Origin of the sequence: Stenotrophomonas lacuserhaii (assembly GCF_014836545.1) — a bacterium.
Taxonomy (GTDB): Bacteria; Pseudomonadota; Gammaproteobacteria; order Xanthomonadales; family Xanthomonadaceae; genus Stenotrophomonas; species Stenotrophomonas lacuserhaii.
On sequence record NZ_JACSQS010000005.1, the window covers coordinates 146,603 to 171,079 of the forward strand.

At 66.6% G+C, this 24,477-nt stretch carries 21 protein-coding genes; 17 read left to right on the top strand and 4 right to left on the bottom strand.

Translation table 11 applies throughout. The annotated features are described in order from the left end of the window. Positions 1 to 4 precede the first annotated feature (4 nt). The 12 genes from uppS to H9654_RS07295 all read left to right on the top strand — a co-directional run bounded on the left by uppS (position 5) and on the right by H9654_RS07295 (position 16,021). Positions 5 to 772 carry a polyprenyl diphosphate synthase gene (gene uppS, locus H9654_RS07240; RefSeq protein WP_101099954.1) on the top strand — a complete coding sequence of 256 codons (768 nt, stop codon included), beginning with the start codon at positions 5 to 7 and terminating at the stop codon, positions 770 to 772. Beyond that, positions 769 to 1,611 (top strand): phosphatidate cytidylyltransferase, encoded by an 843-nt coding sequence (locus H9654_RS07245; protein WP_101099953.1) that lies wholly within the window; start codon positions 769 to 771, stop codon positions 1,609 to 1,611. Before uppS ends, H9654_RS07245 begins: the two co-directional genes overlap by 4 nt. 2 nt (positions 1,612 to 1,613) lie before the next feature. Further along, complete coding sequence (gene dxr / locus H9654_RS07250; protein ID WP_191770131.1) at positions 1,614 to 2,804, top strand: 1-deoxy-D-xylulose-5-phosphate reductoisomerase; 1,191 nt, start codon at positions 1,614 to 1,616, stop codon at positions 2,802 to 2,804. A 34-nt stretch (positions 2,805 to 2,838) separates the two neighbouring features. Continuing rightward, a complete protein-coding gene (gene rseP, locus H9654_RS07255; protein WP_191770133.1) occupies positions 2,839 to 4,197 on the top strand; it encodes an RIP metalloprotease RseP in 1,359 nt (452 codons plus the stop codon). A gap of 95 nt (positions 4,198 to 4,292) precedes the next feature. Then, entirely contained in the window at positions 4,293 to 6,647 is a 2,355-nt protein-coding gene (gene bamA / locus H9654_RS07260) for an outer membrane protein assembly factor BamA (protein WP_182655395.1), read from the top strand. A 235-nt stretch (positions 6,648 to 6,882) separates the two neighbouring features. Continuing rightward, entirely contained in the window at positions 6,883 to 7,905 is a 1,023-nt protein-coding gene (gene lpxD / locus H9654_RS07265) for a UDP-3-O-(3-hydroxymyristoyl)glucosamine N-acyltransferase (RefSeq protein ID WP_101099950.1), read from the top strand. Then, complete coding sequence (fabZ, locus tag H9654_RS07270; RefSeq protein ID WP_191770135.1) at positions 7,902 to 8,357, top strand: 3-hydroxyacyl-ACP dehydratase FabZ; 456 nt, start codon at positions 7,902 to 7,904, stop codon at positions 8,355 to 8,357. Before lpxD ends, fabZ begins: the two co-directional genes overlap by 4 nt. Before the next feature lie 19 nt (positions 8,358 to 8,376). Continuing rightward, a complete protein-coding gene (gene lpxA / locus H9654_RS07275) occupies positions 8,377 to 9,168 on the top strand; it encodes an acyl-ACP--UDP-N-acetylglucosamine O-acyltransferase (protein WP_042613829.1) in 792 nt (263 codons plus the stop codon). Next, the gene (lpxB, locus tag H9654_RS07280) at positions 9,165 to 10,412 is read left to right on the top strand and encodes a lipid-A-disaccharide synthase (protein WP_191770137.1); all 1,248 of its coding nucleotides are present in this window, start codon (positions 9,165 to 9,167) and stop codon (positions 10,410 to 10,412) included. The genes lpxA and lpxB overlap by 4 nt, the downstream gene beginning before the upstream one ends. Next, positions 10,409 to 11,086, top strand: a complete 678-nt coding sequence (locus H9654_RS07285; RefSeq protein ID WP_191770139.1) for a ribonuclease HII — start codon at positions 10,409 to 10,411, stop codon at positions 11,084 to 11,086. The genes lpxB and H9654_RS07285 overlap by 4 nt, the downstream gene beginning before the upstream one ends. A 319-nt stretch (positions 11,087 to 11,405) precedes the next feature. Further along, positions 11,406 to 14,987 carry a DNA polymerase III subunit alpha gene (gene dnaE / locus H9654_RS07290; RefSeq protein ID WP_191770141.1) on the top strand — a complete coding sequence of 1,194 codons (3,582 nt, stop codon included), beginning with the start codon at positions 11,406 to 11,408 and terminating at the stop codon, positions 14,985 to 14,987. A 74-nt stretch (positions 14,988 to 15,061) separates the two neighbouring features. After that, positions 15,062 to 16,021 (top strand): acetyl-CoA carboxylase carboxyltransferase subunit alpha, encoded by a 960-nt coding sequence (locus H9654_RS07295; RefSeq protein WP_191770143.1) that lies wholly within the window; start codon positions 15,062 to 15,064, stop codon positions 16,019 to 16,021. A 119-nt stretch (positions 16,022 to 16,140) separates the two neighbouring features. On the opposite strand, the gene H9654_RS07300 is transcribed toward H9654_RS07295, so the two are convergent. Next, on the bottom strand, positions 16,141 to 16,596 hold the full coding sequence (locus H9654_RS07300) for a CopD family protein (protein WP_191770145.1): 456 nt from the start codon (positions 16,594 to 16,596) through the stop codon (positions 16,141 to 16,143). Positions 16,597 to 16,659: 63 nt separating this feature from the next. Between H9654_RS07300 and H9654_RS07305 the strand changes: the two genes are divergently transcribed. Next, complete coding sequence (locus tag H9654_RS07305; RefSeq protein ID WP_191770147.1) at positions 16,660 to 17,250, top strand: class I SAM-dependent DNA methyltransferase; 591 nt, start codon at positions 16,660 to 16,662, stop codon at positions 17,248 to 17,250. Positions 17,251 to 17,345: 95 nt separating this feature from the next. Continuing rightward, positions 17,346 to 18,653, top strand: coding sequence for a polyhydroxyalkanoate depolymerase (locus H9654_RS07310; protein WP_191770149.1), 1,308 nt, complete (start codon positions 17,346 to 17,348; stop codon positions 18,651 to 18,653). A 160-nt stretch (positions 18,654 to 18,813) separates the two neighbouring features. Here H9654_RS07310 and H9654_RS07315 read toward each other — a convergent pair whose 3' ends face one another. Both H9654_RS07315 and H9654_RS07320 read right to left on the bottom strand, forming a co-directional pair. Next, positions 18,814 to 19,836: a sensor domain-containing protein gene (locus H9654_RS07315; protein ID WP_191770151.1), complete on the bottom strand. Its 1,023-nt coding sequence runs from the start codon at positions 19,834 to 19,836 to the stop codon at positions 18,814 to 18,816. Next, positions 19,833 to 20,198: a PadR family transcriptional regulator gene (locus tag H9654_RS07320; protein ID WP_057508663.1), complete on the bottom strand. Its 366-nt coding sequence runs from the start codon at positions 20,196 to 20,198 to the stop codon at positions 19,833 to 19,835. Before H9654_RS07320 ends, H9654_RS07315 begins: the two co-directional genes overlap by 4 nt. Before the next feature lie 154 nt (positions 20,199 to 20,352). Between H9654_RS07320 and H9654_RS07325 the strand changes: the two genes are divergently transcribed. Beyond that, entirely contained in the window at positions 20,353 to 21,252 is a 900-nt protein-coding gene (locus H9654_RS07325) for a peptidylprolyl isomerase (RefSeq protein WP_191770153.1), read from the top strand. 140 nt (positions 21,253 to 21,392) lie between these two features. After that, positions 21,393 to 21,686 (top strand): hypothetical protein, encoded by a 294-nt coding sequence (locus tag H9654_RS07330; protein ID WP_042615294.1) that lies wholly within the window; start codon positions 21,393 to 21,395, stop codon positions 21,684 to 21,686. A gap of 23 nt (positions 21,687 to 21,709) precedes the next feature. Here the strand turns inward: H9654_RS07330 and H9654_RS07335 are convergent, their stop codons facing one another. After that, positions 21,710 to 22,516, bottom strand: a complete 807-nt coding sequence (locus H9654_RS07335) for a DUF4349 domain-containing protein (protein WP_191770154.1) — start codon at positions 22,514 to 22,516, stop codon at positions 21,710 to 21,712. A 107-nt stretch (positions 22,517 to 22,623) separates the two neighbouring features. On the opposite strand from H9654_RS07335, the gene H9654_RS07340 reads away from it, so the two are divergent. Continuing rightward, the gene (locus H9654_RS07340; protein ID WP_191770156.1) at positions 22,624 to 24,435 is read left to right on the top strand and encodes a DUF885 domain-containing protein; all 1,812 of its coding nucleotides are present in this window, start codon (positions 22,624 to 22,626) and stop codon (positions 24,433 to 24,435) included. Positions 24,436 to 24,477 lie beyond the last annotated feature (42 nt).

The following is a 24,477-nucleotide window of genomic DNA, read 5'->3' on the forward strand; positions in this document are numbered from 1 at the left end:
GTCGATGCCTTCAGCCCCGCCCCCGCTGCCCAGCGCGCTGCCGCGCCACGTTGCCATCATCATGGATGGCAACGGGCGTTGGGCGCAGCAGCGCCGCCGCCCGCGCATGATCGGCCATCGTGCCGGTGCCCGCGCGGTCAACCGCACCATCGACCGCTGCCTGGAACTGGGCATCCCGGCGCTGACCCTGTTCGCGTTCTCCAGCGAAAACTGGGGCCGCCCGGATGACGAGGTACAGGCCCTGATGAAGCTGTTCCTGCACGCGCTGGATCGCGAAGTGGACGAGCTGCACCGGCGTGGCGTGCGCGTACGCTTCATCGGCGAACGCGAGCGATTCGGTGCCTCGCTGGTGAGCCGCATGCAACTGGCCGAACAGCGCACCGTGGACAACACGGCGATGACCCTGTCCATCGCCGCCAGCTACGGCGGCCGCCAGGACATCGCCCGTGCCGCGCGTACGCTGGCCCAGGAAGTGGCCGCCGGCCGCCTGTTGCCCGAACAGATCGATGAAGACCTGCTGGGCAGCCACGTGGCGCTGGCCGACATACCGGCCCCGGACCTGTTCATCCGCACCGGTGGCGACACCCGCATCAGCAACTTCCTGCTGTGGCAGCTGGCCTACACCGAACTCTGGTTCACCGATGTACTGTGGCCGGACTTCGACACCGACCAGCTGCAGCGCGCGCTGGACACCTACGCCGGGCGGGAGCGCCGTTTCGGCCTGACCAGTGCCCAGATCGCTGCCCTGGCCACCGAGACGTCCAGCCCATGACCAAGACCCGAGTCCTCGCCGCGCTGATCATGGCGCCGGCGGCCATCGCCGCGATCCTGCTGCTGCCCAGCCAATGGCTCGCCGCCGCCGCCGCCGCGGTGTTCCTGATCGGCCTGTGGGAATGGCTGAAGCTGGCGGGCGTGGAAGACACGCTGGCCCGCACCACCCTGCTGCTGCTCAACCTGGTGCTGATGGTGCTGGTGGTCTGGGACCGCGACGCGTCGCTGTTCCTGTTCCGCGTGGCTGCGCTGATCGGCGTCGGCTGGTGGCTGCTGGCCCTGCTGTGGCTGCGTTTCTTCAACTTCGGTGCACAGCCGGACAGCCCGGCGCGCGCGCTCAAGCTGCTCGCCGGCACCCTAGCGATCCTGCCGGCGTGGGCCTCGCTGGTGCTGCTGCACGCCACCAGCGACCAGGGCCACCTGTGGCTGCTGACCGCGCTGGCCGTGGTCTGGGCCGCCGATTCGGGCGCCTATTTCGCCGGCCGCACCTTCGGCCGCCACAAGCTGGCCCCGCGCATCAGCCCCAACAAGACCTGGGAAGGCCTGTTCGGTGGGCTGGTCGCCGGCCTGCTGGTGGCTACCGCGTTCGGCCTTGGTTTCGGCGTGGATGCCTGGCAGCTGGTCACCCCTGCACAGTTGCCCTGGCTGCTGCTGGTGACGGTGGTGGCGGTGTTCGCCTCGGTGCTCGGCGACCTGTTCGAGAGCCTGCTCAAGCGCCATGCCGGCGCCAAGGATTCGGGCCACATCATTCCCGGCCATGGCGGCGTGCTGGACCGTATCGACGGCGTATTGGCCGCATTGCCGGTGTTTGCCATCGGCAAGGAAATCTTCGGACTCTGACCATGCATGCTGCCCCTGCCCTGCGCCGTGTCGCCGTGTTCGGCGCCACCGGCTCGATCGGCGCATCGGCGCTGGATGTCATCGCGCGCCACCCGGACCGCTTCCAGCCAACCGTGCTGGCTGCCGGGACCCAGGTCGATGCGCTGATCGCGCTGTGCCTCGTCCACCGTCCGCTGCACGCGGTGATCGCCGATCAGGCGCTGTACCCGCGCCTGCGTGATGGCCTGCGCGAGGCCGGGCTGGCAACCACCGCCCACGCCGGCAGCGCTGCACTGGACACGCTGGCCGCCGGCGATGACTGCGATACGGTGATCGCCGCGATCGTCGGTGCCGCCGGGTTGTCCTCCACGCTCGCCGCTGCGGCGGCAGGCAAGCGCCTCCTGCTGGCCAACAAGGAATCGCTGGTACTGGCCGGCGAACTGCTGATGCGCACCGCGCAGCAGGCGGGGGCGGAAATCATCCCGATCGACAGCGAACACAGCGCCATTTTCCAGTGCCTGCGCTCCCGCGACGCTACCCTGGAAGGCGCCGGCGTACGCCGCATCCTGCTGACCGCTTCCGGCGGCCCGTTCCGTGGCCGCAGCCGCGCCGAACTGGAACAGGTCACCCCGGCACAGGCCGTGGCGCACCCCAAGTGGTCGATGGGACCCAAGATTTCGGTGGATTCAGCCACCCTGATGAACAAGGGGCTGGAAGTCATCGAAGCCCACCACCTGTTCAACGTGCCGGCTTCGCGGATCGAGGTGCTGGTGCATCCGCAGAGCCTGGTCCATTCACTGGTCGAGTTCGTCGATGGCTCCACCCTGGCGCAGATGGGCCTGCCGGACATGCGCACCACCCTGGCGGTGGGGCTGGGCTGGCCGCAGCGCATCGATGCCGGGGTGGCCGGCCTGGATCTGCTGCGCCAGGGCCGGCTGGATTTCGAAGCTCCCGATACCGACGCCTTCCCCTGCCTGGCGCTGGCCTGGCAGGCCATGCAGGCCGGCGGCACCGCCGCGGCGGTCCTCAACGCGGCCAACGAGGAGGCCGTTTCAGCGTTTCTTCAGGGAAGGATAGGCTTCCTGACCATTCCCGCGCTTGTGGATAACGCGCTGTCAACACTGCCGGTCGAGCCTGCCGATACACTGGGTGGCCTGCTCGCCGCCGACCAGCGTGCCCGCCTGCTCACCCGGACTGCCATCGAAGCCCTCTGAATGCACTGCCCTGCCACCACCACCGTGAGCTGCCATGACTGAGTTCCTCGGATCGGTATGGTGGATGATCGTCAGCCTGGGCCTGCTCGTGACCATCCACGAGTTCGGGCACTACTGGGTGGCGCGCCGGTGCGGGATCAAGGTGCTGCGCTTTTCGGTGGGCTTCGGCAAGCCGCTGTGGTCGCGCCGCGACCGCCATGGCACCGAGTTCGCCATCGCCGCCATTCCGCTCGGCGGCTACGTGAAGATGCTGGATGAGCGCGAGGTGGAGGTGCACCCCCACGAGCGCGGACAGGCCTTCAACCACAAGACCGTCTGGCAGCGCATCGCGGTGGTCGCCGCCGGTCCGCTGGCCAACCTGCTGTTGTGCATGCTGCTGCTGTGGGCGATGTTCGTGATCGGCAAGCAGGATTATTCAGCTACCGTCGGCCGCGCCACGGGCATGGCCCAGGCCGCCGGCCTGCAGGGCGGCGAGCGCATCGTGTCGGTGGACGGCCGCAGCGTGGCCACCGTGGGCGAGGCCAGCATGGCGCTCACCGCGGCGGCGATGGACCGCCACGACGTCACCCTGCAGGTGGTCGACGCCCAGGAACGCCAGCACCAGCGTGTGCTGCCGCTGTCCCAGCTGCCGGCCGGCTTCGACGAACGCCGGGTCGCCCCGCTGGCCGGGATCAACTGGCAGTTCTGGCTGCAGCCGGCGCTGGTGGACCGGCTGGTGGACGACTCCGCCGTACGCGGCGTACTGCAACCCGGCGACCTGATCGTGGCGGTGGACGGCGAGCGCATCGATGCGGCAGACCAGGTCTACCCGGCCGTGCAGGCACTGGGCAAGCGCGGCGGGCCCGGCATGATCGACTTGCTGCGGGGCGGCGAGCGGCTGGCGCTGGAAGTCACCCCCCGGCAGGGTCTGGATGGCAACCGGCAGCCCGTCTGGCAGCTCGGCATCGGTTTTTCCGAGTCGCACGCCCCCGCCTACGACACCGTGCTGAAGTACGGCGCTTTCGCCGCCGTGCCCGTCGCCATCGGCGAAACCGGGCGCATGGCCGCCGATTCGCTGGGCATGATGCGCCGGATCGTCACCGGCAGCGCCTCGCTGCAGAACGTTTCCGGGCCGGTCACCATCGCCCGGGTAGCCAATGTTTCCGCGCAGCGGGGGCTGGATTGGTTCCTCCAGTTCCTGGCTTTGCTGTCGCTCAGCCTGTGCATCATCAACCTGTTGCCCATTCCCGTCTTGGACGGCGGGCACCTGCTGTATTACCTTATCGAGTTGGTCAAGGGCAGCCCGCTCAGTGAGCGCGCCATGGCCGCCGGGCAGTTTGTTGGCCTGGCGCTGCTGGCAGGGCTGATGGGATTGGCGTTCTACAACGACATCCTTGGCCTGGTCACCCGATGAACCTGGGCTCCTTGATGAACTTTTTCCTGCTGTCGCCGTCTACACGTCGGCATCCCGCATCCCGCAACACGCAATCGACCTCAACCGGACGTGACATGACGCGACTCCCGAACCGCCGCCTGCTGGCCCTCGCCCTCGCTGTTGGCATCGGCGCCCCCGCACTGGCCCAGGCTGCCGCCCCCTTCACGGTCAGCGACATCCGCGTTGACGGCCTGCAGCGCATCAGCTCCGGTACCGTTTTCACCTATCTTCCGGTGGAACGCGGCCAGGCACTGACCGACGCCAAGATCAGTGAAACCATCCGCGCCCTGTACAAGACCGGCTTCTTCGAAGACGTGCAGCTGGACCGGCAGGGCGACATCCTGGTGGTCACGGTCAAGGAACGTCCGGCCATCAACAAGCTGACCGTCACCGGCAACAAGGACATCAAGTCCGACCAGCTGCTGAAGGGCCTGAGCGATATCGGCCTGACCGAGGGCGGTACCTTTGATCGCCTGAGCCTGGACCGGGTGACCCAGGAGCTTCGCCGCCAGTACAACGACCGTGGCAAGTACAACGTGGAAATCACCCCGGTGGTGAGCCCGCTGGACCGAAACCGGGTGGACATCGCGATCACCATCAAGGAAGGCAAGGCGGCCAAGATCCGCCACGTCAACCTGATCGGCACGGAGAAGTTCGAAGCCGAAGACATCCTGGATACCTGGGAGTCGAAGGAACACAACTGGGCCTCGTGGTATCGCCGCGACGACCAGTACTCCAAGGAAAAGATGTCCGGCGACCTGGAAAAGCTCAATTCCTGGTACCTGGACCGCGGCTACGTGGACTTCAGCATCGACTCCACCCAGGTGTCGATCAGCCCCGACAAGCGCGACATGTTCATCAGCGCCGGCGTCACCGAAGGCGAGCAGTACAAGATCTCCGAGATCAAGGTCAGCGGCGATACCGTGCTGCCGCAGGAAGATGTCGAGCGCATGGTCATCCAGAAGCCCGGCGATACGTTCTCGCGCGCGCTGCTGGAGTTCAGCAGCAACAGCATCACCAATTCGCTGTCCAACATCGGTTATGCGTTCGCCAAGGTGAACCCGATCCCGACCAGCAACCGTGCCGACCGCACCGTGGCGATCAACATGCAGGTCGTCCCCGGCCCGCGCGTTTCGGTCCGCCAGATCGTGTTCCGCGGCAATACCCGCACGTCCGACGAAGTGCTGCGCCGTGAAATGCGCCAGTTCGAGAACAGCTGGTACTCGCAGGCCGCCATCGACCGTTCCAAGATCCGCCTGCAGCGCCTGGGTTACTTCGAGGCGGTGGAAGTGGAAACTCCCGCGGTCACCGGCAGCAATGACCAGGTCGACGTTGTGTACAACGTCAAGGAAACCACCTCGGGCAGCTTCGTGTTCGGCCTGGGTTATTCGCAGTCCTACGGCATGACCACCTCGGTGCAGTTGTCGCAGAACAACTTCCTGGGCGGCGGCAACCGCGTGTCGGTGGAAGCATCGCGCAGCAGCTACCTGCAGCGTTACGGCTTCAGCTACACCAATCCGTACTTCACCGATGACGGCGTGTCGCTGGGTTACAACCTGTCCTGGCGCGAGCTGGACTACTCCGACTTCAACACCGCGCAGTACAACAGCACCAATGGTGCCGCGCAGATGGTGTTCGGCGTGCCGATCACCGAGACCGACACGGTTTCGCTGATGTTTGGCATTGACAGCAACCAGATCACGACGTACCCGGGCTCGACGCCGCAGTCCATCATCGACTACATCAATGCTGTAGGCCGCAAGACCTTCCATGCTTGGCGTAGTGAGCTGGGCTGGGCACGCGATTCGCGGAATGACTACTTCATGCCGACCCGCGGCACCTACCAGCGCGTCGGCCTGGAGGCCACCCTGCCGGGCTCGACCGTCGAGTACTACAAGCTGAACTACCAGATCAGCAAGTACTGGCCGATCATTCCTTCGCTGGTGATCAACACCCGCGCAGAGGTCGGCTATGGCGACAGCTATGGCAACGACAGCACAGTCGTTTTGCCCGACGGGCGTACTGTTACTGCCTCCGGCTTGCCGTTCTATGAGAACTTCTATGCTGGCGGTACCAACTCGGTGCGCGGCTTCGAAGACAACACCCTCGGTCCGCGTTCGGAAATCACCAACGGCTACCGTAACGGCCAGCCGCTCGGCGGCTCGCTGAAGACGGTCGGTTCGGTCGAAGCCTACTTCCCGCGTCTGTTCGACAGCCCATCGGCGCGTGTGTCGGCGTTCCTGGACTTCGGCAACGTCTACACCGGGGTGGACAACTTCAAGGCCAACGAACTGCGCGTCTCCACCGGTGTCGCCCTGCTGTGGCGCGCCCCGGTGGGTCCGATCTCGATCAGCTACGCCTTCCCGCTGAAGAAGGAAGACGGCGACGAAGTCGAACGCCTGCAGTTCACCTTCGGCGGCCAGTTCTAAGCCCTGCCGCACGTAATACGAAATCGCCGGGCATTGCCCGGCGATTTTTTTTCCGGCAGCGGCCGCCCGCCACCGCGCTTCGCGCTTGGGGCGGGACCCTGAGCTGCAGGGAGGGGTCTGCGGCGTGTCCTGCCCAGCCCGGCCCCTCCCCGCCCCCGTTGCAGGGAGGTGCTGCACGGCCAATCCACCGAAGCCGGACAATGACCCCCGTCACGCCACGCGGTAAACTCCCCGCGTGAACACTCCTACCTACACCGCCCAGCAACTCGCCGAGCAGTTCGGCCTGCAGGTCCATGGCGATGCCTCCACCGTGATCGGTGGCGTGGCGACGCTGGCCCATGCCGGACCCGGCCAGCTCACCTTCCTGGCCAACCCGCGCTATCGCGCGCAGCTGGCCGACAGCCAGGCCGGCATCGTGGTGCTGCGCGCCGACGACGCCGAGGCCGCCCCCGGCACCGCGCTGGTCGCCAAGGATCCCTACAACACCTTCGCCCGCATCGCCGCCCTGTTCGACGTGGCGCCCACGCGCGCGCCGGGCATCCATCCCAGCGCGGTCATCGACCCCAGCGCGCAGGTGGCCGCCAGCGCCCACGTCGGCCCCTTCGTCACCATCGGCGAGCGCAGCGTGGTCGGTGAGAACTGCATCATCGGCGCCGGCAGCGTGATCGGCGAAGACTGCACGCTGGACAGCGGCTGCGAACTGATCGCCCGGGTCACCCTGGTCACCCGGGTGAAGCTGGGCAAGCGCGTGCGCATCCATCCCGGCGCGGTGCTGGGCGCCGATGGCTTCGGCCTGGCGATGGACGCCGGCAAGTGGATCAAGGTGCCGCAGCTGGGCGGCGTGCGTATCGGCGATGACTGCGAGATCGGCGCCAATACCTGCGTGGACCGTGGCGCCCTGGAAGACACCGTGCTGGCCGAAGACGTGCGCCTGGACAACCTGGTGCAGATTGCCCACAACGTGCAGATCGGCGCCCATTCGGCGATCGCCGGCTGCACCGGCATCGCCGGCAGCGCCAAGATCGGCCGCTACTGCCTGCTGGGCGGTGCGGTGGGCGTGGTCGGCCACCTCGAAATCTGCGACAAGGTCGTGATCACCGGCAAATCGGTGGTGCGCAACTCCATTACCGAGCCAGGCGAATACTCGTCCGGCACCCCGTTGACCGACAACCGCACGTGGCGCAAGAACGCCGCGCGCTTCAAACAGCTCGATGCGCTGGCCCGTCGCATCCTGTCTGTGAGCAAGGAGAAGGAATGAGCCAGGAACAGACCCTGCCGGACATCGCCCAGATCCGGGCATTGATCCCGCACCGCTACCCTTTCCTGCTGGTGGACAAGGTCGTATCGCTCGACTTCGAGAACCGCAGGATCGTCGCGCACAAGAACGTCAGCATCAACGAGCCGTTTTTCCAGGGACATTTCCCGGAACAACCGATCATGCCCGGCGTGCTGATCATCGAAGCCATGGCCCAGGCCGGTGGCGTGCTGACCCAGCTCACCCTGGGCCGCGATGCACAGTCCAAGCTGTTCTACATGGTGAAGGTCGACAACGTCCGTTTCAGTGACAAGGTCGTTCCCGGCGATGTGCTGGAGATGCACGTGGAGATCAAGCGCGTGATCCGCAACATGGCGGTGTACGACTGCAAGGCCTTCGTCGACGGCAAGATCGTCGCGTGCGCCGAAGTCATGTGTGCCGGCACCCGCGAATAACCCAACAGGAGGACCACCGATGAGCGGACACGCTCCGTTGATCCATCCCACGGCGGCAATCGATCCGTCGGCGAAACTCGCCGACGGCGTCCGCGTGGGCGCCTTCACCCTGATCGGTGCCGATGTTGAAATCGGCGAGAACACCGAGATCGGACCGCATTGCAGTGTGCACGGTCCCACCCGGATCGGGCGCGACAACCGCTTCATCGGCCATGTGGCGGTGGGCGGCGAACCGCAGGACAAGAAGTACGCCGGCGAACGCACCGAACTGGTGATCGGCGACCGCAACGTGTTCCGTGAGTTCGTCACCCTCAACCGCGGCACCGGCGGCGGCGGTGGCATCACCACCGTGGGCAACGACAACTGGATGCTGGCCTACACACACGTGGCGCATGACTGCCACGTCGGCAACCACTGCGTGTTTTCCAACAACACCACGTTGGCTGGCCATGTGACCGTGGGCGACCACGTGATCATCAGCGGCTTTGCCGGTGCGCACCAGTTCTGCCGCATCGGCGCGCATGCCTTCCTCGGCATGGGCGCGCTGACCAATGGCGACGTGCCGCCGTTCACCATGGTCGGCAGCGATTCGCTCGGCCGCCCGCGCGGCATCAACAGCGAAGGCCTCAAGCGCCGCGGTTTCGATGCCGAGCGCATCGCCAGCATCAAGCGCGCCTACCGCACGCTGTACGTGGCCGGCCTGCCCCTGGCCGAAGCCAAGGTGCAGCTGGCCGAGCAGGCCCGCAGCAGCGAAGACGTGGCCGAGCTGTTGGCGTTCATCGAGCAGGCCGAGCGGCCGCTGCTGCGATGAATCCTGCGCCGCTGCCGCCGACCGCTGCGGTCATCCCATTCCGCGTGCACAACGCCAGCTTGCCGGCACACGTGGATCCGCGGCCGCTGCGCGTTGCGCTGGTGGCCGGCGAGGCCTCCGGCGACCTGCTCGGCGCAGGCCTGGTGAGCGAGCTCAAGGCCCGTTTCCCGAATGCCGAGTTCGCCGGCATCGGCGGTGACAGCATGCGCGGTGCGGGCTGCCAGACCTGGTTCGATGCCAGCGAGCTGGCGGTGATGGGCCTGACCGAAGTATTGCGCCACCTGCCGCGCCTGCTGAAGCTGCGCGCGCAGTTCCGCCAGCGCGTGCTGGAGTGGCGGCCGGACGTGTTCATCGGCATCGATGCCCCGGACTTCAACCTGCCGGTGGAGCGCTGGCTGAAGCAGCGTGGCATCCGCACGGTGCACTACGTCAGCCCCTCGGTCTGGGCCTGGCGTGAGAAGCGTGCCGAGAAGATCGGCGCCAGCGCCGACCTGGTGCTGTGCCTGTTCCCGATGGAACCGCCGATCTATGCCCGGCACGGCATCGATGCGCGTTTCGTCGGCCACCCGATGGCCGATGACATTCCCCTGCACGTGGACCGCGAGCAGGCGCGCGCGGCGCTGGGCCTTCCGTCCAATGCCAAGGTCCTGGCGGTGCTGCCCGGCAGCCGGCTGGGTGAAATCAGCCGGCTCGGTGAACCGTTCTTCGAGGCGGCCTGGCAGGTATGCGAGCGCATCCCCGGGCTGCACGTGGTGGTACCGGCGGCCAACGCGGCCTGCCGTGCGCTGATCGACGAACAGTTGTCGCGCTCGGCGTTGCCGGTGGTGCATTCGCATGTGCTGGATGGCCAGGCACGCACTGCGATGATCGCCGCCGACGTGGTGGTGCTCGCTTCCGGTACCGCCACTCTGGAAGCGATGCTGGTGAAGCGGCCGATGGTGGTGGGCTACCGGGTCAACGAGCTGACCTACCGTCTCGTCAAGGCGCTGGGCCTGCTCAAGGTGGACCGCTATGCACTGCCCAACATCCTGGCCAACAAGGATCTTGCGCCGGAATTGATGCAGCACGACTGCGTGCCGGAAAAGCTGGCCGCGGCGATCCAGCAGTGGTTCGACCATCCGCAGAAGATCATCGACCTGCAAGCGACCTACGAGCAGCTGCACGGAGCGTTGCGCCGCGATGCGTCGGCACGCGCGGCCGACGCGGTAGCCGAACTGGTCGCGCGCGCAGCGGTGGCCTCGTGAGCCGTCGCGGCGCTGCCGCCGCCTCGCTGGCGCTGTTCGGCGCGGGCGTTCCGGCCCCCGTGGTGGTGCGGCGCATTGCCGGCGTGGACGAAGCCGGTCGCGGTCCACTGGCCGGCCCGGTCGCGGTGGCTGCGGTGGTGTTTGATCCGGCGCGGCCACGCATCAACGGCCTGGACGATTCCAAACAGCTGACTGCCGCCCGCCGCGAGCAGTTGTACGACCGCATCATCGATCGCGCACTGGCCTTCCATGTGGTGCTGGTGGATGCGCCCACCGTGGACCGGCTGAACATCTACCAGGCCACGCTGCAGGGCATGCGCGAGGTGGTGGCCGCCGTCGCCCACGTGGCCGAACTGGCCCGCATCGATGGCAACGTGGTGCCCAAGGGCCTGGTGCTGCCGGGCGAGGCGCTGATCGGCGGCGATGCCATCGACCGCGCGATCATGGCCGCCTCGATCCTGGCCAAGGTCAGCCGTGACCGGTACATGCAGCAGGCGCACGTGCAGTACCCGCATTTTGGTTTCGACCAGCACAAAGGGTATGGCACACCGGCGCATCTGGCTGCGTTGCGCGCGCACGGCCCATGCGAGGAACACCGACGCAGTTTCGCGCCCGTGCGGGAGTGCCTGCCGGTGCCTGCTCCTGCTCCGGTGGAGATGGCGCTGGCGCTGTGAGTGGGTCGTCGAACGGGTGACCCCCTCGCGGGTGGCTTGAAAGCCGCAGCGCTGGGTTGGGCCGGGCGGTGGGGCTGTGCGGGGGACGGCAAGAGCCGCTCCTGCGTGCCTCGCTTCGCCAACCCATAGCAATGCAGCTGTTGACGTTGACGTTGCTTCGGCTTCGAAGCCCACGCGCAGCGCGCCCACACCCCCACGTCAAGACCTTGTCCGTACAGGCCCTCGCCGCTACCCTGAGCACGCACTCCTGCGCACCTGTGACCCCGGCGGCCGTTCCTACGCCTGCTCCCGGGGCCGGTGCGCTCCAACCTGGTCCGGCATGTCCAACTCCCGTTTCGTCCATCTCCACGTCCACACCGAATTTTCGCTGGCGGATTCCACCATCCGCGTGCCGGCGAAGCCGGAACAGGCTGACCCGAAGAAGGCCAAACAGGCCAACCTGCTGTCGCGTGCGGTCGAACTCGGCCTGCCCGCGCTGGCCGTCACCGACCTGAACAACCTGTTCGCGCTGGTCAAGTTCTACAAGGCCGCCGAAGGCGTGGGCATCAAGCCCATCGCCGGCGCCGACGTGATGATCGCCGAGGAAGGCCAGGATCCCTGGCGGATGACCCTGCTGTGCCGTGACCGCGAGGGCTACCTCAGCCTGTCGCGCCTGCTGACACGTGCGTGGATGGAAGGCCATCGCCCGGAAGGCGGCGTGGCCGTGCACCCTGAATGGCTGAAAGCCGGCTGCCAGAACCTGTTCGCACTCAGTGGCCGCGACAGCCTGGCAGGCCGCCTGGCCGCCGCCGGCAAGCACGACCTCGCCGAACAACAGCTGGCCGACTGGCAGCGGGTGTTCGGCGATGGCCTGCACCTGGAACTGACCCGCACCGGGCGCGAAGGCGAAGAGGCGTTCAACCAGTTCGCGCTGATGGCGGCCGGCCAGCGCGGCCTGCCGGTCATCGCCAGCAACGATGTGCGCTTCCTGCAACCCACCGATTTCAGCGCCCACGAAGCGCGCGTGTGCATCGCCTCCGGGCGCGTGCTGGATGATCCCAAGCGTCCGCGTGACTACAGCGACCAGCAGTACCTGAAGTCATCCGAAGAGATGTGCGCGCTGTTCGCCGACATCCCCGATGCGATCGACAACACCCGCGCGCTGGCCGAGCGCTGCAACATCGAAATGCGGCTGGGCACCTACTTCCTGCCCAACTACCCGGTGCCCGACGAGGAGACGCTGGACAGTTGGATCCGCAGCGAAGCGCGCAAGGGCCTGGCGCTGCGCATGGAGAAGAATCCCGTAGCGCCTGGCATGACCTTGCAGGACTACAGCGACCGCCTGGAATTCGAGCTGGATACCATCATCAAGATGGGCTTCCCCGGCTACTTCCTGATCGTGGCCGACTTCATCCAGTGGGGCAAGAACCAGGGCATCCCGATCGGCCCGGGCCGCGGTTCCGGTGCCGGTTCGCTGGTGGCCTGGGCGCTGCAGATCACCGATCTCGACCCCCTGCCCTACAACCTGCTGTTCGAGCGCTTCCTGAATCCCGAACGCGTGTCGATGCCCGACTTCGACATCGACTTCTGCATGGACCGCCGCGACGAAGTCATCGACTACGTGGCGCGCAAGTACGGACGCGAACGGGTCAGCCAGATCATCACCTACGGCACCATGGCGGCCAAGGCCGTAGTGCGCGACTGCGGGCGTGTGCTTGGCTTCCCGTACGGCCTGGTGGACAGCGTGGCCAAGCTGATCCCCAACATCCTGGGCATTTCGCTGAAGGATGCGATGGGCGAAGGCAAGGACAGCGAGATGGCCTCGCCGGAGCTGATCCAGCGCTACCAGAGCGAGGACGATGTCCGCGACCTGATCGACCTGGCCCGGCAGCTGGAAGACCTGACCCGCAACGCCGGCAAGCACGCCGGTGGCGTGGTCATCGCGCCGGAGCCGCTGGCCGAGTTCTGCCCGCTGTTCGCCGAGCACGATGAAAACGGCATCGGCCGCAATCCGGTCACCCAGTTCGACAAGAACGACGTGGAAGAAGTCGGCCTGGTGAAGTTCGACTTCCTCGGCCTGCGCACGCTGACCATCATCGACTGGGCGGTGAAGGCGATCAACAAGCGCCATGAGCGCGCCGGCATCCCGCCGGTGGACATCACCCAGTTGCCGCTGGACGACGCCCCCACCTACAAGGACATCTTCGCCTCGGGCAACACCGGCGCGGTGTTCCAGTTCGAATCCTCCGGCATGCGCCGCCTGCTGAAGGACGCCAAGCCGGACCGCTTCGAAGACCTGATCGCGCTGGTGTCGCTGTACCGCCCCGGCCCGATGGACCTGATTCCCTCCTTCGTCGACCGCAAGCATGGGCGCGAAGACGTGGAATACCCCGATCCGCGCACCGAGCGCATCCTGCGCGACACCTACGGCATCATGGTGTACCAGGAGCAGGTGATGCAGATGGCGCAGATCGTCGGCGGATATTCGCTGGGCGGCGCCGACCTGCTGCGTCGTGCGATGGGCAAGAAAGTGCCGGCCGAGATGGCCAAGCACCGCGAGATCTTCCGCGAAGGTGCGGCCAAGGACGGCGTCGGCGAGGCCAAGGCCGATGCGATCTTCGACCTGATGGAGAAGTTCGCCGGCTACGGTTTCAACAAATCCCACGCCGCCGCCTACGCACTGGTCAGCTACCAGACGGCTTGGTTGAAACGGCATTACCCGGCCGAGTTCATGGCCGCCACGCTGTCTTCGGACATGGACAATACCGAGAAGGTGGTCGGCTTCCTGGATGAGGTGCGCAACCTCGGCCTGACCGTGCTGCCGCCGAAGGTCAACCAGTCCGCCTACATGTTCGAAGCGGCCACGCCGGACACCATCCAGTACGGTCTGGGCGCGATCAAGGGCGTCGGCCAGGGCGCCTGCGAAGCGGTGGTCGACGAGCGCCTGCAGAACGGGCCCTATACCGACCTGCTGGATTTCTGCACGCGCATCGGTTCGGCCAAGCTCAACCGCCGCACGCTGGAAGCGATGATCAACTGCGGCGCACTGGATGAGCTGGGGCGCAATCGTGCCTCGCTGGCCCTGCAGTTGCCCGAAGTGATCAAGGCGACCGAGCAGATGGCGCGCGAGCGCGCGTCCGGCCAGAACTCGCTGTTCGGCGGTCCGGATCCGAATGCACCGGCGATCCACCTGGAACTGCAGGAAACCGACGAATGGCCGCTGCTGCAGCGCCTGACCGGTGAGCGCGATACGCTGGGCTTCTACCTCAGCGGACACCCCTTCGATCCGCATCGCGAGGACGTGCGCGACCTGGTCGGCACCGATCTCGGCGCGGTCGAGAAGATCTGGAGTGCCGCCAGCGGCGGGGGCGGCGGTGGCGAAAAGCGCTGGCGCCCGGAAGTGCAGACGGTGCTGGCAGGCCAGGTCGTCGGGGTGCGCCGCAAGGGTGAAAGCCAGATCTTCATCCAGCTTGAAGACGGTCGCGGCCGGGTCGAGTGCAGTGCGTTTTCCGATGCAATGGCCGAGTTCGGCCACCTGATGACCAAGGACCGCATCCTGGTGGTCAAGGGCGGTCTGCGCGAGGACGAATTCAATGGCGGCTTCGCCCTGCGCATCCGCCAGTGCTGGGACTTCGACGAGGTCTGCGCGAACTACGCCACGCGGCTGTCGCTGCGCGTGGACCTGCGCCGCGAACGGCCGGTCTGGGAGCGCGTCAATGCCCTGCTCGACCGCCATCGGCCCGGTCGCACGCCACTGCGCCTGGACCTGCTGCTGAAGGACCCGGAAGGGTCGCTGGCGGGGATGTTGGACGTAGGCGGCGACAGCGCTGTACGCATCGATTCCAAGCTGATCCAGGCCCTGCGCGCCGACCCCGCCGTGCGCACGCTGAAGGTACGCTACAGCCCGCCGTGGGCGAGCTGACCAGACGACGGCGTACGGGGCATCCGCACGCATTCGGCTAAACTTCCCTCCTTACATTCATACGACGGCTTCCGATGAATCCGAACTACCTCGACTTCGAGCAACCCATCGCCGACCTGGAAGCCAAGATCCAGGAGCTGCGCAGCGCCAGCGCCGGTCCGGCGGTCAACGTTGAAGCCGAAGTAACGGCCCTGCGGGGCAAGCTGCGCACGCGCACCGCGCAGATCTTCCGCAACCTGACCTCATGGCAGGTGCTGCAGCTGGCCCGCCATCCCTCGCGTCCGTACACACAGGATTACCTGCACCTGATGTTCGACGGGTTCCAGGAGCTGGCCGGCGACCGTGCCTTCGCCGACGACAAGGCGATCATGGGCGGCCTGGCCCGCCTCAATGGCCGCCCGGTCATGGTGATCGGCCACCAGAAGGGCCGCGACACCAAGGAAAAGATCAAACGCAACTTCGGCATGCCCAAGCCGGAGGGCTACCGCAAGGCGCTGCGCCTGATGAAGATGGCCGAGCGTTTCGGCCTGCCGGTGCTGACCCTGATCGACACCGCCGGTGCCTGGCCGGGCATCGACGCCGAATCCCGTGGACAGTCCGAAGCCATCGCACGCAACCTTATGGAGATGGCCGAGCTGAAGGTGCCGGTGATCTGCACGGTGATCGGCGAAGGCGGCTCCGGCGGTGCACTGGCATTGGGCGTGGGCGACCGCACGATCATGCTGGAATACAGCGTGTATTCGACCATCAGCCCGGAAGGCTGCGCCTCGATCCTGTGGAAGGACGCCAGCAAGGCCAAGGACGCCGCCGAACAGCTGGGGCTGACCGCGCCGCGCCTGAAGGGCCTGGGCCTGATCGACAAAGTGGTGCGCGAGCCGACCGGCGGCGCACACCGCAACCCGGTGCAGATGGCCAAGCGCCTGAAGGCCGTGCTGGTCAACGAACTGGACGCCCTGCAGGACCTGCCGACCGACGAGCTGCTGGCCAAACGCTACACGCGCCTGCGCAGCTACGGCACCTACGAAGCCGCATGACCTGACACGCCGGGACGATGCCCGGCGGCTGTCCGATCAGGCATATCGACGCCGGACGCGGGCCGCGCTTCGCGCTCGCCGAGCATGGCTCGGCGCTACCCAGCGCGGCTCAGAACGGCTCAGAACGGCTTGGCCAGTACCAGCCATACGATCGGGATGAAGGCCAGCAGCGGGATCTCATTGATCCAGCGCAGCGCGCGCGAAGACGGCAGCGCGCGGCCCTTGGCCACGCCTTTCAGCAGCCGCCCGATCCAGATGAAATATCCCAGCAGCACCGCCACCAGGCCCAGCTTGGCGTGCAGCCAGCCGGCTCCGCCCGGGGCCACCATGGTCGGGAAGTCCGGGATGAGGCGGTAGCCCAGCCACAGCACCAGCCCCAGCACGAAGGCCAGGCCGAACATGCTGTGGCCGAAGCGATACAGGCGCATCCCCATCAACTGCAGACGTTCGCTGACTGCCGCCTGCCCTGCCGCCTCGGCGATGTTGACCAGGATGCGCGGCAGGTAGAACACCGTCGCCATCCAGGCCACCACGAACACCAGGTGGAAGGTCTTGACCCAGAAGTAGGACTGCATGTGCTCGCTCCAGCGGCTGGCGTAGGATGAGCACCATTTTCACCGATGCGCAGGGCCACGTACATGCACAAGACCTACGACGCCGCTTATTTCCAGCACTGGTACCGGCGTGCCGATATCGGCGGCAGCGCGCGGCTGGCGCGCAAGGTCGCCTTGGCCGTGGCCAGCGCCGAGTATTACCTGGAACGCCCGATCCGCAGCGTGCTGGACATCGGCTGCGGCGAAGGCGCATGGCGCGTGCCGCTGCTGAAGCTGCGCCCGAAGCTGAGCTACCTGGGCTTTGACAGCAGCGACTACGCCGTGGGCCGCTACGGTCGCACCCGCAACCTGCACCCGGCCAGCTTCGGCGATTTCGCCTGGCTGCGGCCGTGCGCGCCGGTGGACCTGCTGATCTGCTCGGATGTGATGCATTACGTGCCCGACCGGGAGCTGCGTGCCGGCCTGGCCGGCATCGGCGAGCTGACCGGGGGCGTCGCCTTCCTGGAGACCTTCGCCGCCGAGGACGACTTCGACGGGGACCACGAAGGCTTCCACCCCCGTCCGGCCCGCTGGTACCGGCGCGAACTGGGCAAGCACGGCCTTACCCCGATCGGTTCGCATTGCTGGCTGGGCGCCTCCTTGGGCCAGGAAGCTTCGGCGCTGGAAACTGCCTGAACGGGTGCCGGCGGATCTGCGACCCCAATTAATATTCCGCCGCGCCGGATCGGGTATGCTGCACGGCAACATATGACCATACATATTGAGTCGATATGCTCTACCAGCTTCACGAATTGACCCGTAATCTGCTGGCCCCCTGGGTCCACCAGGCCCAGGCAAATGCCCACTTCTTCAACAATGCCGGCCACTGGTGGGGGCAGATGCCCGGGGCTGATCGCCTGGCGGCGATGAACGAGCTGTTCCATCGCCTGGGCAAGGATTACGAGAAACCCGAGTGGGGCATCAACGAGATCGAGGTGGACGGCGAGCGCGTGCCGATCGTGGTCCACGAAGAGGTCAGCAAACCGTTCTGCAAGCTGCTGCGCTTCAAGCGCCACAGCAACGAAGCCGACCAGCTGCACACCATGCTCAACCAGCCGTTCGTGCTGGTGGTGGCGCCGTTGTCCGGCCACCACGCCACGCTGCTGCGCGATACCGTGCGCACCCTGCTGCGCGACCATCGCGTGTACGTGACCGATTGGGTCGACGCACGCATGGTGCCGGGCAGCGAAGGCGAGTTCGGGCTGGATGATTACGTGGAGTACATCCAGGCGTTCATCCGTCACCTCGGCGTGGAGCGCCTGCACGTGGTGAGCGTGTGCCAGCCCACCGTACCGGTGCTGGCCGCGGTTTCGCTGATGGCCAGCCGTGGCGAACCCACCCCGAAGTCGCTGGTGATGATGGGCGGTCCGATCGATGCGCGCTGCAGCCCGACCGCAGTGAACAACCTGGCCACCCAGAACCCGCTGTCGTGGTTCGAGAACAACGTCATCCACACCGTGCCGCCGAGCTACCCCGGCGCCGGCCGCCGCGTGTATCCAGGCTTCCTGCAGCACGCCGGCTTCCTGTCCATGAACCCCAGCCGGCATTTCAGCTCGCACTGGGATTTCTACGCCGACCTGGTCAAGGGCGACCTGGAAGATGCCGATGCGCACCGGCGTTTCTACGACGAGTACAACGCGGTGCTGGACATGCCGGCCAAGTACTACCTGGATACCATCAGCGTGGTGTTCCAGGATTTCCTGCTGCCGCGCGGCGAGTGGTACATCAAGGGTGAGAAGGTCGACCCTTCGGCCATCCGCGATACCGCGCTGTTGAGCATCGAAGGCGAACTGGACGATATCGCCGGCCTCGGCCAGACCGAAGCGGCGCAGTCGCTGTGCACGGGCATCGCCGAAGCCCGCCGCGAGCATTTCATCGTCGAAGGCGCCGGCCATTACGGCATCTTCAGCGGCCGCCGCTGGCGCGAAGTGGTGTACCCGAAGGTGCGCGATTTCTTCGCCGCCAATGCCGAAGCACCGGCCTCTGCGAAGCCGAAGAAGAAGAGCAACGTCACGCCATTGCGCCGCAAGGCCGGCTGACGACCCGGCTGCGGTGCTGACGGCCAGCGGCCGTCACTACCGTTGATCCAAGGTAGCGCCGAGCCATGCTCGGCGGCTTTTCGATCCGGCATCGTGGTGGCTGACACAGGCCGCGCTGCGCGCTCGCCGAGCATGGCTCGGCGCTACCGGCCCGCCGCCCCTACAGCCGCACCAGCAGGTGCTTGGCCAGGGTGCCGTGCATCCGACCGACCGCCCGCGCCAGGTGCAGCGTGCCGAACAGCAGCAGCCCGCCGGCCAGTGCCAGCAGCGGCGTTGCCCATGCGCCTTCCAGCAGCGGCAGGCCATTGATGGTCACCCCCGTGTAGGCACCCGGGAACCACACCGCCACCGGCGACCAGATCAACGCCAGCGAAAGCGCCAGCAACGTCGTCGCCACGGTGAAATACGCGATACCCAGCGGCAGCATCAGCACGAAGTACAACAGGGTCAGCCAGGTGCGGCCATCGGTGAACATATCGCCGATCCGCTGCAGCCAGCTGCGGCTGCGATCGCTGAAGCGCGGCCGACGCGGCATGCGCTCGCCCAGCAGCACCTCCACCAGCCGCCCCTCCAGCAGCGACAGCCCGCGGATGGAACCGAAGAACAGAACCGCCACCGGTACGCCGATGATCAGGATCAGCAGGCCCAGCGACAGCGACAGGCCGGTGACCACCCAGCTGAAGAAGAAGGTGCCCGTCGCCAGCGACAGCAGCATGTAGAACAGGGCGCCATAGGTGTGCGGATCCACCGCTACGCCGAAGAATCGCGCCGCCAGCGAGCGCGGTGGCGACGGCGGCGGATCCGGAATGGCCGGACCGGAAGCCGCCACGCCTGCCGCCGGTGGCACCGCATCCAAGCCGCTGGCCAGTGCGGGGGTGGTCGCAACGCGTGTCCCGAGCGGCGTCTTCGGCGTACGCAGCGCGCGGTTCACCGTCAGCTCCGTTTCACGGTAGATGTCGGCCACCTCGTCCGGCGCGCCGTAGCTGCCGGCCACGTCGGCGATCACCTCGCCCTCGCTGCGCCCCGGCTGTGCGGCCAGTTCCGAACGCAGGTACTCCTCGGCGTCGTACAGCGCATCCTGGACCATCGCCGGATCGGCATCGTGCAGCGCCGCGCGCAACTGCGCCAGGTAATCGGGAATGGTCGCCGGCAGGGTCCTGCCCATGGTGTGTTCGATGTTCATTGCAGTACGCCCTCCAGAACGGAATCGACGGAATCGCGGGTGGCACGCCAGGCCTGGATCCACTGCTCCAGCACGGCACGTCCCTGCTCGGTGATGCGGTAGTAGCGCCGCGGTGGGCCGCTGGTGGATGGCTCCACGTGGCTTTGCAGCAGGCCGGCCCCTTCCAGGTTGCGCAGCACCGGGTACAGGGCGCTCTGCTTGCCACTCAGCACGCCCTCGCCCACCTGCTCCAGTTCCTTGGCGATCAGGTAGCCGTACAACGGCTCCGGTGCCTTGGCCAACACGGCCATCAGCGCCAGCGATACGGTCCCCGCACTGAGCTCCTTCTGGAACTTCTTCAGCTGGATCTCTTCATCGACCATGGCGGCATCTCCACTACGTTGAAGTGAACACTAGTGCGGAGTTCGACCTAGTGGAATAGGCCGGACGTCACAGTGCCGTGCGGCGACCGCGCCGGCGCTGGCAGGAAACCGTGGCCTCGCGCATGATCGGGCTCTCTTTCCTGAAAGGCTCACCATGGACCGTCGCCCTGCCCTGTTGGCGCTTGCCCTGGCCACCTGCCTGCTGCCTTCGTTGGCCCCCGCGGCCACGCCCTACCGCAGCGCGCAGCAGATCCTGGAAGCCGCACCGGATCGCGACTGGCGCACGCCCGACCCGGCCAACCTTCTGTATATGGACCTGCCCGCCGGAAGGGTGATCATCGAGCTGGCGCCGCAGTTCGCGCCGCGCCACGTGGCCAACATCCAGACCTTCGCCCACGAACATTTCTGGGACGGCACCAGCATCTACCGGTCGCAGGACAACTTCGTGGTGCAGTTCGGCGATGCCGACGCCGACGATGCCGCCAAGGCCCGGCCGATGGGATCGGCGCAGAAGAAACTGCCGGCCGAATTCGAACGGGCCACGGCGGGATTGAAGGTCAGCCCGCTGCCTGACCCCGATGGCTGGGCGTCGCGCACCGGTTTCGTCGACGGCTTCCCGGTCGGCCAGGATACGAAGGATGGCAGGACCTGGCTGGCGCACTGCTATGGCGCGCTCGGCGCAGGTCGCAACAATGACGAAGACAGCAGCGTGGGCGCCGAACTGTATGTGGTTACCGGCCAGTCGCCGCGCCAACTGGACCGCAACATCACCGTGGTCGGCCGTGTGCTGAAGGGAATGGAACTGCTCAGCGCGGTGCCGCGGGGCCCGGCGCCGATGGGCTTCTATGCCGATCCGCAGCAGCGTACGCCGATCACCGCGATCCGTCGCGCCAGCGATGTCCCCACCGCCGAACGCACGCCGATCCAGGTACTGCGCACCGACTCGAAAACCTTCGCCGATACCGTGGAAGCCCGACGCAACCGCGTCGATGATTTCTACAAGCGACCGGCCGGGCACATCGATCTGTGCAACATTCCGGTGCCGGTGCGATAACGCGCAGCGGCGCTGGCTGGCCGCCACGCGGCCCGTGCAGCGCCATACAGAACGCGTGAGCACGGGCCCCGCTCCACCCTCACCCGCTCTTTTCCACCGGCTGGCTAGGCTGGAGTCCTGTTTCCCATCAGGACAACCCCATGGCCATGCTGCGACTGCGAATTACCGGGACCGAAGACGATGCACGTGCGATCAGCGACCTGCTGCAGAGCATCGAAGGTATCGAGCATGTCGAAGAAACCGACGACCTGATGCCGAAGATGGACGACGACGATTCCAGTTCGGCCGGCCTGTCCGATGACATCGGCCCGGGCAGCCATGAGCTGGAAGTGGAGGTGGGCAACGAAAGCACCGCGCAGAAGGTGCGCGATGCGGTACAGGAGCTCGCCCTGGAGCTGGATGTCTTCGTCGAATACGAGACCGACGAGGGCTGATTCCGCGCGATTGAAGTGCGGGGTCAACCCGCCCTGCGTGCACGTCGCCGGCGCCACAGGCGCAGGCCGATCCAGCCGATGATGCTGCCGATCACCAGCACCGGCAGCAGCGCGGCGACGGCCCGTATCAGGTAGGCGATGCTGGTGGTCAGGATGGCTCCGGATTCGGACAGCGCCATGCCGATTTCATTGCGGCTGCGCTGGCCGGACGGCGCGTTGAACTGCATCGTCACCAGTTGCGTGTCGATGCGTCGGCGCTGCTGGGCCGCCTCTTTGTTGGCCTGTTCCACCCCTGCCTCGATCTCCGACAGCCGCTGGGTGATGACCAGCAGGTCGGCCAGCTTGATGTCCTTGCTGTCCTGGTAGGCGAGCAGGCGCTCGTGCTCTTTCTGCAGGCGCGCCTTGGCCAATGCAGTGTCCGCTACCTGCTGGGCGAGGTCTTCGGCATGGGTGTTGCGCGAGGACACCTCCCCGCCCTGCCCGGCCAGTCCGATGATCGGCTCCACGCCCTTCGGCGCGATGCGCACGCGGATCGAACCACTGGGGTACTCGCCACCCTGCTGACCCACCTGCAGCACCGCGCAATCGCCGAAGCGGGCGGATTGGCAGGCGTCGGCGATCTGCTTGACCCGCGGGCCGATCTTCGCCGCATCCAGGCGGATGTCCAGATCATGTTCGTAGGCAAGCGATGCGCCTTCCGGCGACACCACCGCACCGGCAGCGCCGGCACCCGCTTCGGCCGCCGCCTCATGCCGTCCGCAGCCGGCCAGGGTCAGCAGCACGGCCAGCGCGCCGACCCAGCGCGGATGACGCCTTGCTTCCTTGTACATTCTGTCCCGTCCCTGCGTTGGAATGCGACGATGGTAATCCTTTGGCACGCAGACAGGGCGACGGCCCCGGCCTATGCTTGGCGATTGACCCCAAGACAGGATTGCCGATGCGCCAGCATCTCCTTGCCCTCGCCCTGATCGCTGCCCTCGGCGGCTGCCAGCAGGCCGACGCTCCGTCGTCCGCCACCCCGCCCGCCGCCGCGCCGGCGCAGGCCGCCGATGCCGCTGCAGATGCGGCCTTTGCCGATCTGTCCAAGCGCGCCCTGGACAGCTGGATGCAGCTCTCGCCCGTGGGTGCCACGCAGATCGGCGACCACCGCTTCGACAGCGAGATCGACGACCTCAGTGCCGCCGGCCAGCAGAAGACGCTGACCGCCTACAAGGGCCTGCTGGCCGAGCTGGAAAAGATCGACGTGGCCAAGCTGGGCCGCGAAAACCAGGTGGATGCGGCGATCCTGCGCAACCAGCTGCAGTCGGATATCTGGAATGCCGAAGTGCTGCAGTCGTCCAAGTGGGATCCGCAGATGTACAACGGCCTGGCAGGCAGCGCGATCTACGGCCTGATGGCGCGTGAGTTCGCCCCGCTGCCCGAGCGCCTGAAGTCGGCCACCGCGCGCATGGAGAAGATCCCGGCGATCTTCGCACAGGCCCGCGAAAACCTGGATCCAGCCCGCGTGCCGAAGATCCACGCCGAAACGGTGGCCAAGCAGAACCGCGGCATCCTCAGCATCGTCGATACCTTCATCACCCCGCACATCGGCGAACTGCCGCAGGCCGACCAGCAGCGCCTGCAGGCCGCCATCGAGGGCCTGAAGAAGGCCGTGGACGAGCAGCAGCAGTGGCTGGACAAGACCCTGGTGCCCAATGCCAAGGGCGAGTTCCGCGTCGGCGCCGAGCTGTACGACCAGAAGCTGAAGTTCGCGCTGAATTCCTCGCTTTCGCGGCAGCAGATCGGTGAGCGTGCGCGTGCCGAACTCAAGCGCGTGCGTCAGGACATGTATGGCATCGCCCAGACCGTGCTGAAGGACAAGCCGGGCGCACCGCAGATGCCGGCCAACCCGAGCGACGAGCAGCAGCAGAAGGCGATCGAAGCAGCGTTGGAACTGGCCTACGCCGACAAACCGGCCCGCGACAAGGTCGTGGAAGATGCCAAGGCCGCGCTGGACCAGTCCACCGCCTTCGTGCGCGAGCATGATCTGATGACCCTGCCTGATGCACCGGTGGACATCATCCTGATGCCCGAATTCCAGCGCGGCGTGGCCGTGGCCTACTGTGATTCGCCCGGTCCGCTGGACAAGAACCTGAAGACCTTCTATGCGGTCTCGCCGATTCCCGATGACTGGAACGACAAGCAGGTCGACTCGTTCCTGCGCGAGTACAACTCCCGCATGATCCACCTGCTGAGCATCCACGAAGGCACCCCGGGACACTACCTGGAAGGCTGGCATTCGGCCAAGTTCCCCTCCACGCTGCGCGCGGTGCTGCGCTCGGGCCTGTTCGCCGAAGGGTGGGCGGTCTACACCGAACGCATGATGCAGGAACAGGGCTACCTGGATAACGATCCGCTGTTCCACCTGGTGCAGCTGAAGTTCTACCTGCGCACCATTTCCAACGCGATCCTGGACCAGGGCGTGCACGTGGACAACTGGACGCGCGAACAGGCCATGCACCTGATGACCCACGATGCCTTCCAGCAGGAAAGCGAAGCGTCGGGCAAGTGGGTGCGCGCGCAGTTGACCTCCGCGCAGCTGCCGACCTACTTCGTCGGTGCGCAGGAACACTTCGATACGCGCAAGGCCGCGCAGGAAAAGCTGGGCGACCAGTTCAACCTGAAGGCCTACCACGACAAGATGCTGTCCTACGGTGCCCCGCCGGTGCGTTTCGCGCGCCAGCTGATGCTGGATCAGCCGATCGAGTAAGCGCTGCATCCGATAGCGCCGAGCATGGCTCGGCGCTACCGA